We start from the raw sequence: 21,209 nt of genomic DNA, 5'->3' as shown, positions 1-21,209 counted from the left end.
CGGCCGCCTATCCGGGGCTTCCCACCGTGGCGGCCGGGGCTCCCACCAGGGCCTCCGCCTCCGCCTCCCGCCGGGCCAGCTCCCGCAGCGGCCCGTCCTCGGCGATCAGCCGCGCGTACGGCCCCCGCTGTACCACCCGGCCCGCGTCGAGCACGAGCACCTCGTCCACCGCGTCGAGCCCCGCCAGCCGATGGGTGATCAGCAGTGTCGTACGGCCCTCCGTGGCGGCCAGCAGATCGGCGGTCAGCGCGTCCGCCGTCGGCAGGTCCAGATGCTCGGCGGGCTCGTCGAGCACCAGGACGGGGAAGTCCGCCAGCAGCGCGCGGGCCAGCGCCAGCCGCTGCCGCTGCCCGCCGGACAGCCGTGCCCCGTGCTCGCCCACCAGCGTGTCCAGACCGTCGGGCAGCGAGTCCACCCAGTCCAGCAGCCTGGCCCGGGCCAGTGCCTCACGCAGTCCGGCCTCGGTGGCGTCCTTCCTGGCCAGCAGCAGGTTCTCGCGTACCGAGCTGTCGAAGAGGTGGGCGTCCTGGGCGCACAGCCCGACGAGCCGCCGCACGTCGTCACCGGCCAGCGCGTACGCGTCCACACCGGCCAGCGTGTACGAGCCCGCCTCCGGGTCGAGGAACCGCAGCAGCACCTGGGCGAGGGTCGACTTGCCGGCACCGGACGCGCCGACCACGGCGACCCGGCGGCCCTGCTCCAGCGTCAGGTCCAGCCCGCTCAGCGCCTCCCGCCGCTGTCCCGCGTACCGTGCGGTCAGCCCCTTGACGATCACCGGGAACGGCGAGGCGGGCGCCTGCCGGGGCCGCTCGGGCTCCCGTACGGGCTCGGGGGCGTCCAGGACCTCGTACACGCGCTCCGCGCTGCGCCGCACCCGCTGCCGGTGACGCACGGCGAGCGGCAGCCCGAGGACGGCCTCGAACGCGGCCAGCGGGGTCAGGACCACCACGGCCATCGCCACGCCGCCGAGCCGGCCGGCCGCCACCGCCTGGGCGCCGAGCAGCGCGGTGGCCGTGACGGTCAGCCCGGAGACCAGCGCGGTCAGCCCGTCACCGAGCCCGGTGACCGTGGCGGCGCGCGCGGCGATCCGGGTGAGGGCGCCGTCGGCGCGACGGACCGCGGCCGTACGGCTGGGCAGCGCGCCGGCGACGGTCAGCTCCGCGGTGCCGGTGAGGAGGTCGGTCACGCGGGTCGCGAGGACTCCCCGGGCGGGCGCCAGCCGCCGCTCGGTCCGCCGGGCCACGCGTGCCGTCAGCAGGGGTACACCGACGCCGGCCGCGAACAGGCCCGCCGCGAGAGCTGCCCCGGCCTCGGGCAGCAGCCAGGCTGTGAAGCCGACGGAGGCCGCGGAGACGGTCAGGGCGACCGCGGCGGGCAGCAGCCAGCGCAGCCAGTAGTCCTGGAACGCGTCCACATCCGCGACCAGCCGGGTGAGCAGATCACCGCGGCGCACGGTACGCAGTCCGGCGGGCGCGAGGCGTTCGAGACGCCGGTACACCGCGACCCGGGTGTCGGCCAGCATCCGCAGGACGGCGTCGTGCGACACGAGCCGCTCGGCGTACCGGAACACGGCCCGCCCGATCCCGAATGCCCGCGTGGCGGTCACGGCCACCATCAGGTACAGCACCGGCGGCTGCTGCGAAGCCCGCGAGATGAGCCACCCGGAGGTCGCCATCAGCCCCACGGCACTCCCGACGGCCAGACTCCCGAGCCCCCAGGCAAGCCCCATCCGCCCCCGCCAGGCCCCACCACCCCGCAACACCTGCCGAAGAACCCCCCGCGCCCCACCGGAACCGTTCCCCACCGGCCCACCGAAGCCAACGGGCGCACCGGAACCGGCCTCCACCGACCCACCGAAGCCAACGGGCTCGCGGGAACCGGCCTCCACCGGCCCACCCGCGACTCCGCCGAGTCCAGCGGACCCGCTTGGTCCAGCCCCCACCGGCCCGACAAGCCCAGCTCCCACCGGCGCAGCCACCGGCCCGCCGGGAGCAGCCACCTCGGGCTCGCCTTCCAGTTCGCCGAGTCGGGTGGCGGGTGGGCGAAGGCGGGGTCCCAGGGGGCGGAGCCCCCTGGTCGGCCGGCTGCCCGCCGGGTACGTCACCGGCTCGCCGCCACCCAGCCGTACCACCCGGTCGGCCAGCTCCAACAACGCCGGCCGATGCACGACGAGCAACACGGTCCGCCCCGCGGCAAGCCTCCGCACCGCAGCGACGACCTCCCGCTCCGTCACCCCGTCCAGCGCGGCCGTCGGCTCGTCCAGCAACAGCACGGGCCGGTCGGCGAGGAACGCCCGCGCCAGAGCCAGCCGCTGCCGCTGCCCCGCGGACAAGCCTGCCCCGTCCTCCCCGAGCACGGTGTCCACCCCGTCGGGCAGCGCCGCCACGAACTCCCACGCCCCCGCGTCCCGCAGCGCACGCCGTACGGCGTCGTCGTCCGCTCCGGGCCGGGCGAGCCGTACGTTCTCCGCGATGCTCCCGGCGTACAGGTGCGGTCGCTGCGGCACCCACGCGATCCGCGACCGCCACTCCGCCACGTCCAGCCCGGTGAGATCGGCTCCCCCGATCCGCACCCGCCCCTCATCGGGCCGTACGAACCCCAGCAGCACGCTGAGCAGCGTCGATTTGCCCACTCCGCTCGGCCCGACCAGAGCGACGGTCTCCCCGGGCTCCACGGTGAAGGACACACCGGTCACGGCATCCGCGGAGCGCCCGGGATAGCGGACGGTGACGCCGTCGAAGGCCACCGCACCCGCGGGCACCGCACCGGTACCCGGCTCCGGCATCGGCGTCTCCAGCACGGTGAAGATCTCCTCCGCCGCGGCGAGCCCCTCCGCCGCCGCGTGGTACTGCGCGCCCACCTGCCGCAGCGGCAGATACGCCTCGGGCGCCAGCACCAGGATCACCAGTCCGACGTACAGATCCATCTCGCCGTGGACCAGCCGCATCCCGATCGTGACGGCGACCAGCGCGACGGACAGCGTGGCGAGCAGCTCCAGCGCGAACGAGGAGAGGAACGCGATCCGCAGCGTCCGCAGCGTGGCCTGCCGGTACTCCCCGGTGATCCGCCGGATGGACGCGGCCTGCGCCTTGGCCCGGCCGAACACCTTCAGCGTGGGCAGCCCCGCCACCACGTCCAGGAAGTGGCCGGAGAGCCGGGACAGCAACCGCCACTGCCGGTCCATCCGGGACTGGGTCGCCCATCCGATCAGCATCATGAAGAGCGGGATGAGCGGCAGGGTGCCGACGATGATCGCCGCGGACACCCAGTCCTCGGTGACGATCCGGGCGAGCACCGCGACCGGCACGACCACCGCGAGCCCTAGCTGCGGGAGATAGCGCGAGAAGTAGTCGTCCAGGGCGTCGATCCCGCGTGTGGCCAGGGTGACGAGCGACCCGGTCCGCTGTCCGCTCAGCCATCCGGGTCCGAGCGTCGCCGCCCGGTCGAGGAGTCGCCCGCGCAGCTCGGATTTCACGGCCGCGCTCGCCCGGTGGGACGCGAGTTCGGTCAGCCAAGCGACCACCGCCCGCCCCACGGCCACGGCCGTCAACAGCAGCAGGGGGGTAGCCAGGCCGGCCGCCGACTTTCCGTGCTGGAACGCGCCGACGACGATCTCGGCGACGAGCATCGCCTGGGCGATGACCAGCCCCGCGCCGACAGCGCCCAGGACGACGACCGCCGCGAGAAAGAACCGGGTGGCGCGGGCATACCGCAGAAGGCGTGGATCGATCGGTTTCACGTGAAACAGGCCCTTCGGTCCTGAGGGTGTGTTTCACGTGAAACACACCCTCGGCGGACTCAGTGCGCGGTGCCGGCAGCGGCGTCGGCCGCGATGTGCTGCGTGCCGATCCGCTTGCGGAACACCCAGTAGGTCCAGCCCTGGTAGAGCAGGACGATCGGTGTGGCGATCGCCGCACACCACGTCATGATCTTCAGGGTGTAGGGGCTCGACGAGGCGTTGGTGACCGTCAGGCTCCAGTCGCTGTCGAGGGTGGACGGCATGACGTTCGGGAAGAGCGACAGGAAGAGCATCGCCACGGTGGCCACGATGGTGAGGCCGGACAGCGCGAACGCCCATCCCTCACGCCCGAACTGGTTGGTCACGAGGGCGATCACCAGGGCGGCCACCGCCACGACCAGGGCCACCAGGCTCTTGTCGTCACCGCTGTCGGCCTGTGTCCACAGCAGGAACGCCAGCGCCGCCACCGCCGTGACGAGACCGACCCACCGGGCCAGCCGCCGCGCCCGCACCCGGATGTCGCCGACGGTCTTGAGCGCGGTGAACACCGCCCCGTGGAAGGTGAACAGCGTCAGCGTCACCAGGCCGCCGAGCAGGGCGTAGGGGTTGAGAAGGTCCCCTACGCTGCCGACGTACTCGAAGTTCCGGTCGATCCGCACGCCCCCGACGATGTTCCCGAACGCGACGCCCCACAGGAACGCCGGGAGCAGAGAGGTCCAGAAGATCGCCGTCTCCCAGTTGCGCTGCCAGTTCTCCTCCGGGCGCTTGGCCCGGTACTCGAAGGCGACGCCCCGGACGATCAGGCAGACCAGGACGAGGAGCAGGGGCAGGTAGAAGCCGGAGAAGAGGGTGGCGTACCACTCCGGGAACGCGGCGAAGGTCGCGCCGCCCGCGGTGAGCAGCCATACCTCGTTGCCGTCCCAGACGGGGCCGATGGTGTTGATCAGAACTCGGCGCTCGGCCCGGTCGCGGGCCAGCAGCCTGGTGAGGATGCCGACTCCGAAGTCGAAGCCCTCCAGGAAGAAGTAGCCGGTCCACAGGACGGCGATCAGGACGAACCAGACGTCGTGCAGTTCCATGACTGTTCCCTCGGCCTAGTACGAGAAGGCCATCGGCTTGTCGGCGTCACGGGTGTCGCCGCCGATCTTCGTTGGCGGGTTGAGGTCGGCCTCGGTCAGCTCGGGCGGGCCGGCCTTGACGTACTTCGCGAGCAGCTTCACCTCGACCACGGCGAGGATCGCGTACAGCGCGGTGAAGACGGTCATCGAAAGGAGGACCTCACCCTGCGAGACACCGGGGGAGACCGCGTCCCGGGTCTGGAGGACGCCGTAGACGGCCCACGGCTGGCGGCCCATCTCGGTGAAGATCCAGCCCCAGGAGTTGGCGATCAGCGGGAAGGCCAGGGTCCACACCGCGATGCGCCAGTACCAGGGGGTGAGCTTCGGTCCCAGGGTCTTGTTCCTGAACACCACCAGGTGGGGCACCTCGTCGTCGCCGACCCTGAGGTGCTGCGCCAGCATGAACTTCTTGCGCGTCAGCCAGAGACCGGCCAGGCCGATCGCGAACGAGGCCATGCCGAAGCCGATCATCCAGCGGAAGCCCCAGAAGGCGACCGGGATGTTGGGCCGGTAGTCGCCGGGCCCGAACTTCTGCTGCTCCGCCCTGTTGACGTCGTTGATGCCGGGGACGTACGAGGTGAAGTTGTCGTCGGCGAGGAAGGACAGCAGGCCGGGTATCTCCACGGCCACGGTGTTGTGGCCCTTGTCGACGTCCCCGTAGGCGAAGATCGAGAACGGCGCCGGCTGCCGGCCGTCCCACAGCGCCTCGGCCGCGGCCATCTTCATCGGCTGCTGCTTGAACATGACCTTGCCGAGCACGTCACCGCTGACTGAGGTGAGCAGACCGGCGATGACCACGGTGATCAGGCCCAGCCGCAGCGAGGTCTTCATCTCGCGGATGTGCTTCTTGCGGGCCAGGTGGTAGGCGGAGATACCCACCATGAAGGCGCCACCGGTGAGGAAGGCGGCGGACAGGGTGTGGAAGGCCTGGCTGAGGGCGGTGTTCTGGGTCAGCACGGCCCAGAAGTCGGTCAGCTCCGCCCGCCCCTTCGCCTTGTCGATCCGGTAGCCGACGGGGTGCTGCATCCAGGAGTTGGCCGCGAGGATGAAGTACGCCGACAGCACCGTGCCGATCGAGACCATCCAGATGCACGCCAGGTGGATCTTCTGCGGCAGCTTGTCCCAGCCGAAGATCCACAGGCCGATGAAGGTGGACTCGAAGAAGAAGGCGATCAGCGCCTCGAAGGCGAGCGGAGCACCGAAGATGTCCCCGACGAAGCGCGAGTAGTCCGACCAGTTCATGCCGAACTGGAACTCCTGCACGATGCCGGTGACCACGCCCATCGCGATGTTGATCAGGAAGAGCTTGCCCCAGAACTTCGTCGCCCTGAGGTACTTCTCCTTCTCCGTACGCACCCAGGCCGTCTGGAGCCCGGCCGTGAGGGCGGCCAGGGAGATCGTCAGCGGGACGAACAGGAAGTGGTAGACGGTGGTGATGCCGAACTGCCAGCGCGCCAGTGTCTCCGGCGCCAGAGCCAGGTCCACGTCGTCACTCTCCTTACTACGCCGTGGTACAGCGGCGGTTTGCCCCGTTCGTTGCGCACATACCGGAGCAATCGGGACGCGCTTGTGAACGCGTTCACATTCACAAGCCATTATGCACGCACTGATTTTCGGCCGTCGAACGGGGGGCACCTCACCGTCGCCGCGACCCTCTACGCAGGCAACCCGACCACACAGGTCCTGCCGAAGGTGCTGCCGCTCGCCTCTACCGCGCACACATGGGGTGAGGAGCTGTATTTCGACACAGGCGTCTCTGTTTCACGTGAAACGGGCGCCCGGCAGATCGTGGAACCGGGCACGGTCGCCTTCTGGACGGGGAATGCCGCCTCGCGAGCCCGTGCAACGTCCTCGGCAAGCGCGGACGGGGACGCCGACGTCCTGGCAACCGTACGAAACGGCGACCCCGTCCGTGTGGAGCTGATCGAGGAGCAGAGAACAGCGCCGGGCTACAGCGCCCCGCGGAACGCCTCCGCCGCCTTCAGGAAGATGTCGTTCGCCTCGGTCTCCCCGACCGTCACCCGCACACCCTCGCCAGGGAACGGCCGGACCACCACGCCGTGCTCCTCACAGGTCTGTGCGAACGCGGCCGTACGCTCCCCCAGCCGCAGCCACACGAAGTTGGCCTGCGTCTCGGGCACCGTCCAGCCCTGGCCCCGCAGCGCGTCGACCACGCGCGTGCGCTCACACACGAGCGAGCCGACCCGGCCCAGCAGCTCGTCCTCGGCCCGCAGCGAGGCGATCGCCGCCTCCTGCGCGAGCTGGCTCACCCCGAACGGCACCGCCGTCTTGCGCAGAGCGGCGGCCACCGGCTCATGGGCGATCGCGAAACCGACGCGCAACCCGGCGAGCCCGTACGCCTTGGAGAAGGTGCGCAGGACGCAGACGTTGGGCCGCTCCCGGTACAGCTCGACGCCGTCGGGTACCTCCGCATCCCGAATGAACTCCCGGTAGGCCTCGTCCAGCACCACCAGCACGTCACCGGGCACCCGGTCGAGGAATCGTTCCAGCTCGGCCCGCCGTACCACCGTGCCTGTCGGGTTGTTGGGGTTGCAGACGAAGATCAGCCGCGTCCGGTCGGTGATCGCGTCCGCCATCGCGTCCAGGTCGTGCACATCACCCGGCGTCAGCGGCACCGGCACCGACCGGGCGCCGCTGATCTGCGTGATGATCGGGTAGGCCTCGAACGACCGCCAGGCGTAGATCACCTCGTCACCCGGCCCGCTGGTGGCCTGCACCAACTGCTGGGCGACCCCGACCGAGCCCGTTCCGGTGGCCAGGTGGGCCAGCGGGACGCCGAAGCGGTCCGACAGTTCGTTCACCAGTCCGGTGCAGGCCATGTCCGGGTAGCGGTTGAAGGCGCAGGCCGCCGCGGTCACGCTCTCCAGCACGCCGGGCAGCGGCGGGTACGGGTTCTCGTTGGAGGACAGCTTGTAGGCCACCGGTCCGCCGGTCGCGGCCGGCTTGCCCGGCTTGTAGGTGGGGATCCCCTCCAGCTCGGCGCGCAGCTTGGGGTTCGTCTCGCTCACCGCAGTCCTCCTCGCGACCACCGGCGGACCATCGACGCCGCCGGCTTCCCATACTCATCACCTTATGAGGATTCGACGCCCCTGCGTACAGGCGCGGGACGAGCAGAAGTGCGAGCGCGGTCCGCAAACAGGACGAACCTCGCCCGGCCAGGCGGCATCACGGGCATCACCACACGAAGGCGTGCGATTCAGGGGGCGCGCCGTACATATATCTACGCGCCGGTGCCACGCGCCCTGGCGCGCGTCCCCCGTGAAGGTGAGTTGAGACCTCTTCGAGACATCGGACCCTCGGCAGGTCCATCCGCGTCGACACATCACGTCGTATCATTGGATTGCTCAACTACCTTGTTTTCCAAGGGTGTTGACTCCGTATGACCATGCAGAAACGTGCCTGTCAACGCGTGCATATGCGTCCGCACTACCCCACCGCATGAGCCCTACTATCGGCTCGCCATGACAGCAGCAGGGAGGCACCAGGTGAGCCGCGCGGAAACCTCGCGTCGAGGCAACCGGCCCGGCCGGGCCGGCATCAGAGACGTCGCCGCCGCAGCCGGGGTCTCCATCACGACCGTCTCCGACGCCCTCAACGGCAAGGGCAGACTCCCGGACGCCACCCGCCGCCATGTCCGCGAGGTCGCCGACCGGCTGGGGTACCGGCCCTCGGCCGCCGCCCGCACCCTCCGTACCGGCAAGTCCGGACTGATCGGTCTGACCGTGACGACGTACGGGGATGAACCTTTCACCTTCACGGAGTTCGCCTACTTCGCCGAGATGGCCAGGGCCGCCACCTCGGCCGCGCTCGCCCGCGGCTACGCCCTGGTCATCCTGCCCGCGACCTCCCGTCACGACGTCTGGTCCAACGTCGCCCTCGACGGCACGATCGTCATCGATCCCTCCGACCAGGACCCGGTGGTCAGCGAACTGGTCCGGCAGGGACTGCCCGTCGTCTCCGACGGCCGCCCGGCCGGCGCGCTCCCCGTCACCGCCTGGGTCGACAACGACCACGCCGCCGCCGTGCTCGACATCCTGGACCACCTCGCCGACTCCGGCGCCCGCCGGATCGGCCTGCTCACGGGCACCTCGACGGACACGTACACCCATCTGTCGACCTCCGCCTACCTGCGCTGGTGCGAACGTGTCGGCCAGGAACCGGTCTACGAGGCCTACCCGGCGCACGACCCGTGCGCGGGCACCGTCGCCGCCGACCGGCTGCTCGCCCGCCCCGACCGCCCCGACGCCGTCTACGGCCTGTTCGACCCCAACGGCACCGACCTGCTCGCCGCCGCCCGCCGCTACGGACTCCGCGTCCCCGAGGACCTGCTGGTGGTGTGCTGCAGCGAGTCGGCGGTGTACGCCAGCACCGAGCCGCCCGTCACCACGCTCTCCCTGAAGCCGCGCCGCATCGGCACGGCGGTCGTGCAACTGCTCATCGACGCCATCGAGGGCGTCCAGGGCGACCGGCCGGTCGAGCAGGTGATACCGACCGAGCTGATCGTGCGCACCTCGTCCCAGCGACGCCCGCCGCGCACGACGATCAGCCCACCCCGTACGCCGGACGACACGTAACGCCGGCGCAGCGTCCCGGGCGCCGGGGGACGGGGAGCCCGGGGTGCCCCGGGGCTTGGTCACGGCCGGCCGGTGCGTGGCCGGCCGACACTCCGGTCGTCCGACAGCCTGCCGAACACCTGCCCAAACGGGGCGAAAGCCGCGGCGAACCGGAGTCTTGTTCCGATTCACCACCCCTGGGTCATCACACGGCGCTACGCGCATTCCTATGATGGGCCCACGACACCGCGGACCGCTGCGACCAGGCAGTCCGAAGCGGTGCAGATGCGGCGCGATGGTGGAGGGGTCTGATGACTCAGGGGGCCGGTCAGGGACCCGAGGCGGAGCGGACGGCGACGCTACGCGACTTCCGGGTACCCGCGTACGTCCACGAGACCGGTCCGTACGTCCACGGCATCCACCCGGGCGACGCCGAACCGCCGACCGGCGAGGCGTACCCGGAGGACTACACGCCCACCCAGCGTGACCTGCCCGTCATCGGCCCCGGTGACACGCTCCAGGTCCCCGTCGAGCCGGCCGCCGCCGCTCCGGCACCGCAGCCCGTCGCCGGTCCCGGACCGCTCTACGTCGTCGGTGACGTCCACGGCTACCTCGACGAACTGATGACCGCCCTCCAGGCACAGGGCCTGGTCGACGCCTCGGGCCAGTGGTGCGCCGGCACCTCCCGGCTGTGGTTCCTCGGCGACTTCACCGACCGCGGCCCCGACGGCATCGGCGTCATCGACCTCGTCATGCGGCTGTCCGCCGAGGCCGCCGCGGCCGGCGGCTACTGCAAGGCCCTGATGGGCAACCACGAGCTGTTGCTGCTCGGCGCCAAGCGGTTCGGCGACACCCCCGTCAACTCCGGCGCGGGCACCGCCACCTTCCAGGCGGCCTGGCTGCTCAACGGCGGCCAGAAGACCGACATGGACCGCCTCCAGGACCACCATCTCCAGTGGATGGCCCGCCTCGACGCCGTCGAGGAGGTCGACGGCCATCTGCTCATTCACTCCGACACCACCGCCTACCTCGACTACGGCGACTCGATCGAGGCGGTCAACGACACCATCCGCGAGGCCCTGACCCGCAACGACGCCGACGAGGTCTGGGACCTGTTCCGCAAGTTCACCAAGCGCTTCTCCTTCCGGGACGAGGGCGGCGCCGACGCCGTCCGCTCCCTCCTCGATACGTACGGCGGCACCCGGGTGGTTCACGGGCACAGCCCGATTCCCTACCTCCTCGGCGAGGTCGGCTCCGAGGAGAGCGAGGAGGGCGGCGGCCCGGCCGTCGAGGGACCGCACGTCTACGCCGACGGCCTCGCCATCGCCATGGACGGCGGGGTGACCATGGCCGGGAAGCTGTTGGTCCAGCAACTGCCGCTGGAGGGCTGACCGTTCCCCGGGCACGGGTCACCCGGCCGCGTAAGCGCAGGCCGGGACGCAATTTCCGGTAACCCCTGTCACCGCGCGCCATGCCGGCTCTACCATCGGCTTATCCGTAGCAGGCTCCCCTCCGTTTCTGCCCGACGGCTCGCCGGCGTGCGAGCCCCAGCCCTACGGAGCACCGGGGGATGCACATGAACAGCGTTCCGCAGCACCTTCAGAGCGAGGACCGCCAGGACTTCGAGCGGCTCCTCGATGAGGCGCTGCGCTCCGCACCCGACCGACCTGAACTGGCCGCTGTGGGTCAGCGGCTCAACCCCGAACAACTGCGCACCATGGCACGGAGCGCCGAGGCCCTGATCACGGCGGCCGCGGTGGCCGAGTACCAGCACTACGTCACGGTCCGCGACGAACTGCGTCACCCGGCGCTGTCCGTCCAGCCCGCCGCCGGCAGCCCCGGCGCCGTGGAGCGAGGTCCGGACACCACGGACCTCGCCACCGCCCTCGGGGAGGCCGCCGAGAACACCGGCGCGGGTGCCGTCGCCGTCATCGCCGTCCTCGCTCCCCTCCTCTCCGGAACCGCGGCCGTCCTCTTCCTGCTCGTCGGCTACATCCTGAAGGTGCTGGATCCCGGGCAGACCTTCGCCCGCACCATGCTCACCACCGGCTGGGTGTTCGGCGCTCTGACGGCGGCCGGCATACTCGTCGCCGCCGTCGGGCTGCTGCTCACCGCCCTGCGCAACAACACCTCGGCGGAGGCCCGCGCACAGGAGGCGGCGCACGAGGAGCTGGCCAGGGCCAGAGAGGCGTGGCGGGAGGCCCTGCTGGAGCGTGGCATCCTGCCGTTCCTGCGGGAGGCGCTCACCGAACCGGGCCCGCCCGCCCTGCGCCACACGGCCCCGCCCGCCCCGACGCCCGGCCGCATCCCACACCTGGGCTACGACCGCCCCGGCTTCAGCAGCCCCGGGGACGGCGGCACCACGACCGGCCGGCCGAGCTTCACCAGCCCCGACTACACGAGCCCGGACTACGGCGGCCCGGAGCACCAGCCCGACTGACCCCACCCGCGGCGGTCCCGACTCGTGTGCCGGACGACTCGAGCCCGCCGCACCAGCCGTCCTGTCACGGACCCGGCGGGCGCGGCGGGTTCACCGTGCCGTTCAGTCCGCGACCGGCAGGTACACCCGGTTGCCCGCCGCCGCGAATTCCTGGGACTTCTGGGCCATCCCCTGTTCGATCTCGGCCCGGTCGCCACCGTGCTCGCGCCGGATGTCCTGCGAGATCTTCATGCTGCAGAACTTCGGCCCGCACATGGAGCAGAAGTGGGCCGTCTTGGCGGGTTCCGCGGGCAGGGTCTCGTCGTGGAACTCCCGTGCCGTGTCCGGGTCCAGGGCCAGATTGAACTGGTCCTCCCACCGGAACTCGAAACGGGCGTCCGACAGCGCGTCGTCCCATTCCTGCGCGCCCGGGTGTCCCTTGGCGAGGTCGGCCGCGTGCGCGGCGATCTTGTAGGTGATGACGCCGGTCTTGACGTCGTCCCGGTTGGGCAGGCCCAAGTGCTCCTTGGGCGTGACGTAGCAGAGCATCGCCGTACCCCACCAGGCGATCATCGCGGCACCGATGCCGGAGGTGATGTGGTCGTACGCCGGCGCGACGTCCGTGGTCAGCGGGCCGAGCGTATAGAACGGAGCTTCATCGCAGATCTCCTGCTGAAGGTCGATGTTCTCCTTGATCTTGTGCATCGGGACGTGCCCGGGGCCCTCGATCATCGTCTGTACATGGAAACGCCTGGCGATGCGGTTGAGTTCCCCGAGCGTCCGCAGTTCCGCGAACTGCGCCTCGTCGTTGGCGTCCGCGATCGATCCGGGCCTGAGCCCGTCGCCCAGCGAGTACGTGACGTCGTAGGCGGCGAGGATCTCGCACAGCTCCTCGAAGTTCTCGTACAGGAACGACTCCTTGTGGTGCGCCAGGCACCACGCGGCCATGATCGAACCACCGCGCGAGACGATGCCCGTCTTACGGTTGGCGGTGAGCGGGACGTACGGCAGCCGGACGCCCGCGTGGACGGTCATGTAGTCCACACCCTGCTCGGCCTGCTCGATGACGGTGTCCTTGTAGATCTCCCAGGTCAGTTCCTCGGCCCGGCCGTCGACCTTCTCCAGTGCCTGGTAGAGCGGCACCGTGCCGATGGGGACGGGGGAGTTGCGCAGCACCCACTCCCGGGTGGTGTGGATGTTGCGGCCGGTGGAGAGGTCCATGACCGTGTCGGCGCCCCAGCGGGTCGCCCAGGTCATCTTCTCGACCTCCTCCTCGATGGAGGACGTCACCGCGGAGTTGCCGATGTTGGCGTTCACCTTCACCAGGAACCGCTTGCCGATGATCATCGGCTCGATCTCCGGGTGGTTGACGTTGACCGGCAGCACGGCCCGGCCCGCCGCGATCTCCTCACGGACCACCTCGGGAGAGACGTTCTCCCGGAGGGCCACGAACTCCATCTCCGGCGTGATCTCACCCCGTCGGGCGTAGGCGAGCTGCGTCACCGGCCGGCCGCTCCGGCCCCGGCGCGGCTGGCGCGGGCGTCCCGGGAAGACCGCGTCCAGGTTGCGCAGCCCGCCGCGCGGCGAGGTGTGCCTGAGCCCGTCGTCCTCGGGGCGGACGGGACGGCCCGCGTACTCCTCGGTGTCACCACGGGCGATGATCCAGTTCTCGCGCAGCGGTGACAGGCCCCTGCGGACGTCCGTGTCGGCGAGCGGATCGGTGTACGGCCCCGACGTGTCGTACAGCGTGACCGACTTCCCATTGGTGAGGTGCACCTGACGGACCGGCACCCGCAGGTCGGGGCGCGAACCCTCGACGTACGCCTTGTGCCAGCCGATGGACTTCCCGGCCTCCTCGGACTTCTCGTCCTGAACGGAGGCAGGCGTGCGTGCGTCCTTGTTGGTCATCAGACCTACTCCCTACGCCGGCATTACCCGGTAACAGGTTCGGCGGTCGACGCAGCGGTTCCCGTGTGCCGATGTCCTGCGTGAAACCTGTTCGTTCCACGTGAAACATCGCGTCTACGGAGGTCAGCGCCCTCTCAGCCCGGTGCTCCGAGCTCCCGCGTGTGCAAAGGTGCCCCCACGCTAGCGGCATGGGAGGCACCGTGAACAGTGGGCCCCCACCGTTCTTGCGATGATCTGGCGGTGACCAGGATGGAGCAGTACCCCCACCAGCCGCCCGATCCGCCCCGCCGAGACGGCCCGGAGCAGGACGACACTCACGGCCACGACACCGGTACGGGCGGCCACCACGGTCACACGCACCGCCACGGAACCGGTGGAGGCGGCCACCACGGTCACGCGCACGGCCACGGCCCGGCCGCGCCGGTCTCCCAGCATCTGCGGAAGGTCATCGCGGCGGTCCTGATCCCGTTCACCGTGGCGGTCGTGGTCGGTCTCGTGGTGCTCTGGCCCGGCGGGGCCCCGTCCCATACGCGCACCGGCGTCGGCTTCGACCGGCAGACCCAGCAGGCCACGGTCACCCGGGTCACCGAGGTCGGCTGCGCGTCGGTGAACGCCTCCGGCGGCGCCCCGACCGGTGCCCCCTCCGCCACCGGCGGCGCCCCCGTGAAGCAGGAGGCCGGCAGACCCTGCAAGAAGGCGACCGTCCGGGTCGACACCGGCGAGGACACTGGCCGTACGTTCACCGAGATCGTGCAGCCCGACCAAACACGGCGGCTGCACCAGGGCGAGAAGGTCGTCGTCGCCTACGAGCCCTCGGCACCGAGGAACCTCCAGTACTCGGTGACCGATGTGAACCGCACGTTCCCCATGGCGTTGCTCGCGGGGATCTTCGCCGTCGCCGTCGTCGTGGTCGGCCGGCTGCGCGGTGTCATGGCACTGGTCGCCCTGGCGGTGAGCTTCCTGGTGCTGACCCTGTTCATCCTGCCCGCCATCCTCCAGGGCTCCGACCCGCTGGTCGTGGCCGTGGTGGGGGCGAGCGCCATCATGCTGATCGCGCTGTACATGTGCCACGGCCTGTCGGCCCGTACCTCGGTGGCGGTGCTCGGCACGCTGATCTCCCTGTCGCTGATCGGCCTGCTCGGCTCGCTGTTCATCGGCTGGTCGGCGCTGACCGGCAACACGGACGACAACACCGGTCTGATCCACGGCCTGTATCCGTCGATCGACATGAGCGGTCTGCTGCTGGCCGGCGTCATCATCGGTTCGCTCGGCGTCCTCGACGACGTGACCGTGACGCAGACGTCGGCCGTCTGGGAGCTGCACGAGGCCAACCCGGCGATGGGCTGGCGGGCGCTGTACCGGGCGGCCATCCGTATCGGCCGCGATCACATCGCCTCGGTGGTGAACACCCTGGTGCTCGCCTACGCCGGCGCCGCGCTGCCGTTGCTGCTGCTGTTCTCGATCGCGCAGAGCAGCGTGGGGACCGTGGCCAACAGCGAGCTGGTGGCCGAGGAGATCGTGCGCACGCTGGTGGGGTCGATCGGCCTGGTCGCCTCGGTACCGGTCACCACCGCACTGGCCGCGCTGGTGGTCTCGGCCGACCGGCCCGGACCGGCTGCCCCGGCGCCTGCCGGGGGCCGTTCCGCACCGGCGCGCGGCGGCCGGGGCCGGCGCCGGAAGCGGTGAGCGCGGCCGGGTGTGGGGCGGGGCGCCGCCCATCGGTTGCAGAAGCGTTCCTGCACAGAGCCGACGAGTTGACGGGGCGTCGGCGCCTCGTGCCGTGACGCTTCAGCCGGCGCTCTGTTCCTCGGCCAGGATGCGGTCCAATGCCTCCTCGAGATGAGCGTCGAAGTCGGCCAGCGCACCCTCCTGACCGAGCGGCACGAGCTTGTCCGTCCGGTCGAGGAAGGCCACCAGCGGCGGCGCCGACGAACGGAACAGCGCCTGGTCCCCGCCCACCTGAAGCCGGATCAGCACCTCGCCCAGCACCTCGGAATCGGCGGGGGCGATGCGCACATCACCCTCCCCGCAGGGGCGTCCGACCCCGTCGATCAGCAGCTCGCGCCCGAAGGCCCAGGTCACCGGGGCGTCACCGGGCAGGTGAAAGGTGAGCCGCACCGCGTACGGATCACAGGTCTCGTAGCGCAACTCCACCGGGATGCGGAAGGAGAGCTCCTCCGACACGAGAAAGCTCATCATGACTTCTGCCTGTACGGACTCGCGCATCGCCTACCCCGTCATATGACATCGACTGGCCGGGATTGATCCCTCTGACCATGGGCAAATCTTGCTGAAAGTGCGCAACAGATCACAAGGAGTAAGTTTTCACATACTGATAGAGAGCGTGAGCGATCCGACGTGCCGCCCGATCTCCGTCTGGAGCCGGCGGGCGGCGGGCAGCAGCCGGTCGGCCCGCTGGCCGGGCAGGGAGATGGCCATGGTGGCCGCGGTCGTACCGACCGTGATGGGGACCGCCGCACAGACCGTCCCGAGCGCGTACTCCTGACGCTCCACCGTCAGTTCCATGCGCCGCGTCCGGGCCAGCCGCCGCAGCAGCGCGCCGTGGTCCCGCACGGTGTACGGCGTGAGGGGCTCCGCCGGATAGCGGGCGAGGTGGTCGCGGCGGGCGTCCTCGTCCAGTTGGGACAGCAGGCACTGCCCGATGGCATGGGCGTGGCCGGTCTCCCGGAAGTCGGCCCACTCCTCGACCGCGGGTGTCTCGCGGGACTCGGAGACGCACATCACGTCGATCTCGCCATCCCGGTACATCGCGTAGTACACCGGTACACCGATCGAATCCCGCCAGTGCGCGAGCGTGTCCGCCACCGCGCTGCGACGTTTCTGCTGTGCTCCGCTGCTGGCGAGCCGCGCGGCGGCGTCACCCGAGGAAGAACAGCCCCTTCTCCCGGTACAGGTAGCCCTCGTGCACCAGGGTGCGCAGCAGGTGGTAGGTCGTGGGCAGCGCGAGGCCCGTCTCCCGGGCGAGCTGTTTGGCGGGGGCGCCGTAGGCGCGGGCGGCGACGGCCTCGAGCAGGCGCATGGCGCGCTGGACGGATCCGATGAGCGTCGCGCCGGCCGGTGGTCCCTGGGCGGCGGCCGTGGGTTGTCCGGGGAGAGTGGCGGCCGTGGGTTGTCCGGGGACGGCCGGGGAGGCCGGTCGCCGGGCGGGCGGCGCGCACGAGCGCGGTGGGACGGGGGGTACGTGGGGTTCTGCCGGTGCGGTGTCGACCGTGGCCAAGGGGTACTCCCGTAGCGCGAGGGGGCAGCCCGTGCGGGGAAGAGCACGGAGGGGGGTCTGCGCCACCCACGAGGCCGGAGCCCGTGGGAGTTCCGGACTCTAACCGTCGGCCACCGCACGCGCAGACGGCTCCCGGGGAAACTTCCCTCCCCCGAGGGAACCGGTGGTCCCCTCATCGACCTCCGGTCCCCATGGGGCTCACCAGTCGCTGCGCGACGAGGAACTCGCCGTGAACCTGCGTACGACGTAGATCAGTCCGCCGACCAGGGCGACGAAGACCAGCGCCTTGAACAGCAGGCCGATCACGAACCCGACGACGGTCGCTATCAGGCCGCCGAACACGACCAGGGCGATGACCGGCACCGCGACCCACTTCACCCACCACGGCATCCCCGCGAAGATCTCCCGCATCGTCCTCGTCCCTCGTGTCTCGTGCGCTGTCGATGTCCTGCACTCGATGCTAGGGCCGCGAAGGGGCCGCACGGGGGCCGCGCATCCCTTGTCCTCCCCTGATCCGTCCCCTAGGGAGTCAGGGGTCCGGGCTCACGCTTCGGGCGGAGAGAACACGACGAGGACCCTTAGGTCCTCGCTGATGTGGTGGAACTTGTGCGGCACCCCGGCCGGCACGTACACGACGCTGCCCCGCGCCACCTGCGTCGTCTCCGGACCGACCGTGATCGACGCCCGGCCGCTGACGACGAAGTACACCTCGTCCTGCCGGTGGGGCTTCTGCGGGTCGTGCTCACCCGCGTCGAGGGCGTACAGGCCGACCGACATGTTCCGCTCGCGCAGGAACTGGAGGTAGGCGCCCTCGTGAGCGGCACGCTCCGCCTCCAGTTCGTCCAGCCGGAATGCCTTCATCGCCGCTGCCGCCCTCGTCTCGCTGCTCGCCGTGACCCTGCTCGCCGACCGTACGGTCTGCCACGATCAGACACATGATGAATTTCGTAGTCAAGACGATCGCCAACGCGGGTGCCCTTGCGGTCGCCGTGTGGCTGCTCGACAAGATCACTCTCACGGGTGACAACACCGCGGAGAAGGCCGGCACGCTGATCGTCGTCGCGCTGATCTTCGGTCTGGCGAACTGGCTGGTCAAGCCGGTTGTGAGGCTGCTCACCCTGCCGCTGTTCATCCTGACCCTCGGCCTGATCACCCTGGTCGTCAACGCGCTCATGCTGCTGCTGACCTCCTGGCTGTGCGGCAAGCTCGACCTGAGCTTCCACGTGGAGGGCTTCTGGACGGCCGTGCTCGGCGGCCTGATCATCTCGATCGTCTCCTGGGCGCTGCACGTCGTCCTGCCCGACGAGGACTGAGCCCGTCATGACCTATCGCGTCTGCTTCGTGTGCACCGGCAACATCTGCCGCTCCCCGATGGCCGAATCCGTCTTCCGCGCGCGTGCGGCGGAGGCCGGGCTCGACGGCCTGGTGGCGGTCGACAGCGCCGGCACCGACGGCTGGCACGAGGGCGAGCACGCCGACCCGCGCACCGTCTCGGTCCTGGAGGAGCACGGTTACGGCGGCGCGCACGTCGCCCGTCGGTTCGAGCCGTCGTGGTTCGCCCGTCTCGACCTCGTGATCGCCCTCGACACCGGTCACCTCAGGGCCCTGCGCCGCCTCGCGCCGACCGGGGAGGAGGCGCGCAAGGTCCGTCTGCTCCGCTCGTACGATCCCACCGCCGGCGACGACCTCGACGTACCCGATCCGTACTACGGACACCGGGACGGCTTCGAGCGGTGTCTTGAGATGGTGGAGGCGGCGAGCACCGGTCTGCTCGCCGCCGTACGCGAAGAGCTGGAGGGACGGGCCGCATGAGCGACGCCACGAAGGACGAGGGCCGCACCGGAGACGGTACGCGCGCGGTACGGGCGGGGCTGCCCGAGCCGGTCAAGCACGAGCCGACCCTGCCCGGACCGGTGTTCGCGGCGCACTTCCACCTGCCCGGCGAGGTGACGGGACCGTACGCGTACGGCCGGGACGACAACCCGACCTGGACACTGCTGGAGCGCGCCGTCGGCGAGCTGGAGGCGCCCGGCCGGGAGGACGTCGAGACTCTGGTGTTCGCCTCGGGCATGGCGGCGATCTCCGCCGTGCTGTTCTCCCAGTTGCGCGCAGGCGACGCGGTCGTGCTGCCGTCCGACGGCTACCAGGTACTGCCGATGGTGGGCGCCCAGCTAGAGGCGTACGGCATCGAGGTGCGCACCGCGCCGACCGGCGGCGACGCGCAACTGGACGTGCTCGACGGCGCCCGGCTGCTGTGGATCGAGTCCCCGTCGAACCCGGGGCTCGACGTCTGCGACATCCGGCGGCTCGCGGAGGCGGCACACGCGCGTGGTGCTCTGGTGGCCGTCGACAACACCCTCGCGACCCCGCTCGGGCAGCGCCCGCTGGAGCTGGGCGCCGACTTCTCCGTGGCCAGCGGCACCAAGCAGCTGACCGGCCACGGTGACGTCCTGCTGGGTTACGTCACCGGCCGGAGCGCCGAGGCGATGGCCGCCGTACGCCGCTGGCGCAAGATCGTCGGTGCCATCTCCGGACCCATGGAGGCCTGGCTCGCGCACCGGTCCATCGCCACGCTCCAGATGCGCGTCGACCGGCAGAACGCCACCGCGCTCACCCTCGCCGAGGCCCTGCGGCAGCGGCCCGAGATCTCCGGCCTGCGCTACCCGGGGCTACCCGACGACCCTTCTCACAAGATCGCCGCGCAGCAGATGCGCCGCTACGGCTGTGTCGTCTCCTTCGCGCTGCCCACGCGCGCGCGTGCCGAGCGTTTCCTCCGGGCCCTGCGCCTGGTGGAGGACGCGACCAGCTTCGGCGGGGTGCGGTCCACGGCCGAGCGCCGCCGCCGCTGGGGCGGGGACGCGGTCCCGGAGGGCTTCGTCCGGATGTCCGTGGGCGCCGAGGACCCCGAAGACCTGGTGACCGACGTCCTGCGCGCCCTGGACGAGTCCGCGGACTGAACCGGAGGACGCCGTCGCCCAGGTGCGGAACGGCACCGAAGGGGGCACGCCGGATGGTGCGGTGGCCGGCGGCACCCCGGGCCTCGGCGGCGCGCAGAACAGGCCTTGATGACGGTCCGAGCCTCCCCCCCTCGTGGCTCGGACCGTCTGCGGATTCGCTCGCGAAGAGCCGCGCGACCAAGGCTAGTTGACTCTGCGTCAGTGTCCAATCACGCTAGCGACAGGAGCCTATCGACATATTTATAGTTGGTGCCTGCCTGGGGGCCGGAGGAGGCAGGTAGAGGGAGGCATGCCATGGATCTGGCCCTGCTGCGGACCTTCGTCACCGTGCACCGGGCCGGTTCCTTCACTCGCGCCGCCGCATTGCTCGGCCTCTCCCAGCCCGCCGTCACCTCGCAGATCCGCACGCTCGAACGCCAGCTTGGCAGACCCCTCTTCCTTCGCCAGGCGCGCGGCGTCATCCCGACGACCATCGGTGACGAACTCGCGCACAAGGCCGCACCGCATCTCGACGCCCTGGTGGAGATAGCCGAGAGCGGCCTGGACGACGAGACCTCACCCCGGACGCTGCACTTGGCCGGGCCCCCGGAGTTCACGGCCGAACGCGCCCTGCCCGCCCTCACGGGGCTCACCGGCGACGACGACCGGCGTCTGGCGCTGCGCGCCTCCTTCGGCACCGCCGAGGAGGTGCTGGAAGGACTGGCCTCCGGCCACCACGATCTGGCCATCAGCACGGCCCGGCCACGTGGAGCCCTGCTCAGCGCCACTCCGCTCTGCGACGAGGAGCACGTCCTGGTCGCCGCGCCGCGCTGGGCCGAGCGCATCGACTCGGAAGCGCTGCGACTGAAGGGCGCGCCGGCCCTGGACCATCTGCCCGTCGTCGAGGTGCACGAGTCGCTGCCGTTCGTCGCGCGCTACTGGGCCTCCGTCTTCGACTCCCGCCCGGCCGCCTCGGGCACGGTCGTCGTCCCTGATCTACGGGCCGTCCTCTCCTGCGCGATCGCGGGTGCCGGACTGGCGGTGCTGCCCCGCTATCTGTGCGCCCCGGCCCTGTGCCAGGGCACGCTCGTCGCCCTGCACGACCCGGTGGTCCCGCCGCTGCGCACGTACTTCCTGGTGGTGCGCACCGGCACCCTCGCCCTGCCCCTTGTCGCACGGGCCCACGCGTGCCTCCAGCGTGCCGCCGCGGCTTGGTACTGACACCGTCGGGCCGGTTACGCACGCCCCGCGGTCACGTCATGGCGCTTTGCGATGTT

At 70.8% G+C, this 21,209-nt stretch carries 16 protein-coding genes and 2 pseudogenes; 9 read left to right on the top strand and 9 right to left on the bottom strand.

Annotated features, from left to right (window positions below; all coding sequences use genetic code 11):
* Positions 1 to 7 precede the first annotated feature (7 nt).
* From cydD to D9753_RS17960, 3 genes are read right to left on the bottom strand one after another with little or no spacing between them, the layout of a single operon-like run.
* Positions 8 to 3,739, bottom strand: a complete 3,732-nt coding sequence (cydD, locus tag D9753_RS17970; RefSeq protein ID WP_121787936.1) for a thiol reductant ABC exporter subunit CydD — start codon at positions 3,737 to 3,739, stop codon at positions 8 to 10.
* Between the two features lie 59 nt (positions 3,740 to 3,798).
* Positions 3,799 to 4,818, bottom strand: a complete 1,020-nt coding sequence (gene cydB / locus D9753_RS17965; RefSeq protein ID WP_121787935.1) for a cytochrome d ubiquinol oxidase subunit II — start codon at positions 4,816 to 4,818, stop codon at positions 3,799 to 3,801.
* A 15-nt stretch (positions 4,819 to 4,833) separates the two neighbouring features.
* Positions 4,834 to 6,342 carry a cytochrome ubiquinol oxidase subunit I gene (locus D9753_RS17960; RefSeq protein WP_121787934.1) on the bottom strand — a complete coding sequence of 503 codons (1,509 nt, stop codon included), beginning with the start codon at positions 6,340 to 6,342 and terminating at the stop codon, positions 4,834 to 4,836.
* An 84-nt stretch (positions 6,343 to 6,426) separates the two neighbouring features.
* Here D9753_RS17960 and D9753_RS17955 point away from each other — a divergent pair.
* Positions 6,427 to 6,786: pseudogene (locus D9753_RS17955) on the top strand (cyclophilin-like family protein); the annotation flags it as partial.
* 20 nt (positions 6,787 to 6,806) lie between these two features.
* On the opposite strand, the gene hisC reads toward D9753_RS17955, so the two are convergent.
* Entirely contained in the window at positions 6,807 to 7,886 is a 1,080-nt protein-coding gene (gene hisC, locus D9753_RS17950; protein ID WP_121787933.1) for a histidinol-phosphate transaminase, read from the bottom strand.
* Positions 7,887 to 8,339: 453 nt separating this feature from the next.
* Here hisC and D9753_RS17945 point away from each other — a divergent pair, with 453 nt between their 5' ends.
* From D9753_RS17945 to D9753_RS17935, 3 genes are all read left to right on the top strand, one after another.
* Positions 8,340 to 9,452, top strand: coding sequence for a LacI family DNA-binding transcriptional regulator (locus tag D9753_RS17945; RefSeq protein WP_121787932.1), 1,113 nt, complete (start codon positions 8,340 to 8,342; stop codon positions 9,450 to 9,452).
* 290 nt (positions 9,453 to 9,742) lie between these two features.
* Positions 9,743 to 10,822, top strand: coding sequence for a metallophosphoesterase (locus tag D9753_RS17940; RefSeq protein ID WP_121787931.1), 1,080 nt, complete (start codon positions 9,743 to 9,745; stop codon positions 10,820 to 10,822).
* A 179-nt stretch (positions 10,823 to 11,001) separates the two neighbouring features.
* Positions 11,002 to 11,871, top strand: coding sequence for a hypothetical protein (locus D9753_RS17935; protein ID WP_121787930.1), 870 nt, complete (start codon positions 11,002 to 11,004; stop codon positions 11,869 to 11,871).
* 102 nt (positions 11,872 to 11,973) lie between these two features.
* On the opposite strand, the gene thiC is transcribed toward D9753_RS17935, so the two are convergent.
* Positions 11,974 to 13,758: a phosphomethylpyrimidine synthase ThiC gene (thiC, locus tag D9753_RS17930; protein ID WP_121787929.1), complete on the bottom strand. Its 1,785-nt coding sequence runs from the start codon at positions 13,756 to 13,758 to the stop codon at positions 11,974 to 11,976.
* Between the two features lie 249 nt (positions 13,759 to 14,007).
* Between thiC and D9753_RS17925 the strand changes: the two genes are divergently transcribed.
* A complete protein-coding gene (locus tag D9753_RS17925; RefSeq protein ID WP_121787928.1) occupies positions 14,008 to 15,444 on the top strand; it encodes a YibE/F family protein in 1,437 nt (478 codons plus the stop codon).
* Positions 15,445 to 15,546: 102 nt separating this feature from the next.
* On the opposite strand, the gene D9753_RS17920 is transcribed toward D9753_RS17925, so the two are convergent.
* The 4 genes and pseudogenes from D9753_RS17920 to D9753_RS17905 all read right to left on the bottom strand — a co-directional run bounded on the left by D9753_RS17920 (position 15,547) and on the right by D9753_RS17905 (position 17,857).
* Positions 15,547 to 15,984, bottom strand: coding sequence for an SsgA family sporulation/cell division regulator (locus D9753_RS17920; protein ID WP_121787927.1), 438 nt, complete (start codon positions 15,982 to 15,984; stop codon positions 15,547 to 15,549).
* A 99-nt stretch (positions 15,985 to 16,083) separates the two neighbouring features.
* Positions 16,084 to 16,798: pseudogene (locus D9753_RS17915) on the bottom strand (IclR family transcriptional regulator).
* A 396-nt stretch (positions 16,799 to 17,194) separates the two neighbouring features.
* Entirely contained in the window at positions 17,195 to 17,407 is a 213-nt protein-coding gene (locus D9753_RS17910) for a DUF5326 family protein (RefSeq protein WP_121787926.1), read from the bottom strand.
* Between the two features lie 132 nt (positions 17,408 to 17,539).
* Positions 17,540 to 17,857 (bottom strand): cupin domain-containing protein, encoded by a 318-nt coding sequence (locus D9753_RS17905; RefSeq protein WP_121787925.1) that lies wholly within the window; start codon positions 17,855 to 17,857, stop codon positions 17,540 to 17,542.
* Between the two features lie 74 nt (positions 17,858 to 17,931).
* Between D9753_RS17905 and D9753_RS17900 the strand changes: the two genes are divergently transcribed.
* From D9753_RS17900 to D9753_RS17885, 4 genes are all read left to right on the top strand, one after another.
* The gene (locus tag D9753_RS17900) at positions 17,932 to 18,309 is read left to right on the top strand and encodes a phage holin family protein (protein ID WP_121787924.1); all 378 of its coding nucleotides are present in this window, start codon (positions 17,932 to 17,934) and stop codon (positions 18,307 to 18,309) included.
* Positions 18,310 to 18,316: 7 nt separating this feature from the next.
* The gene (locus D9753_RS17895; RefSeq protein ID WP_121787923.1) at positions 18,317 to 18,808 is read left to right on the top strand and encodes a low molecular weight protein-tyrosine-phosphatase; all 492 of its coding nucleotides are present in this window, start codon (positions 18,317 to 18,319) and stop codon (positions 18,806 to 18,808) included.
* Positions 18,805 to 19,953, top strand: a complete 1,149-nt coding sequence (locus tag D9753_RS17890; protein WP_121787922.1) for a cystathionine gamma-lyase — start codon at positions 18,805 to 18,807, stop codon at positions 19,951 to 19,953. The genes D9753_RS17895 and D9753_RS17890 overlap by 4 nt, the downstream gene beginning before the upstream one ends.
* Before the next feature lie 294 nt (positions 19,954 to 20,247).
* The gene (locus D9753_RS17885; protein ID WP_121787921.1) at positions 20,248 to 21,153 is read left to right on the top strand and encodes a LysR family transcriptional regulator; all 906 of its coding nucleotides are present in this window, start codon (positions 20,248 to 20,250) and stop codon (positions 21,151 to 21,153) included.
* Positions 21,154 to 21,209: the final 56 nt, after the last annotated feature.

This window comes from Streptomyces dangxiongensis, assembly GCF_003675325.1.
Lineage (GTDB): Bacteria > Actinomycetota > Actinomycetes > Streptomycetales > Streptomycetaceae > Streptomyces > Streptomyces dangxiongensis.
Note: the sequence above shows the minus strand (reverse complement) of the source record. Positions and strands in the feature narration are given on the sequence as shown.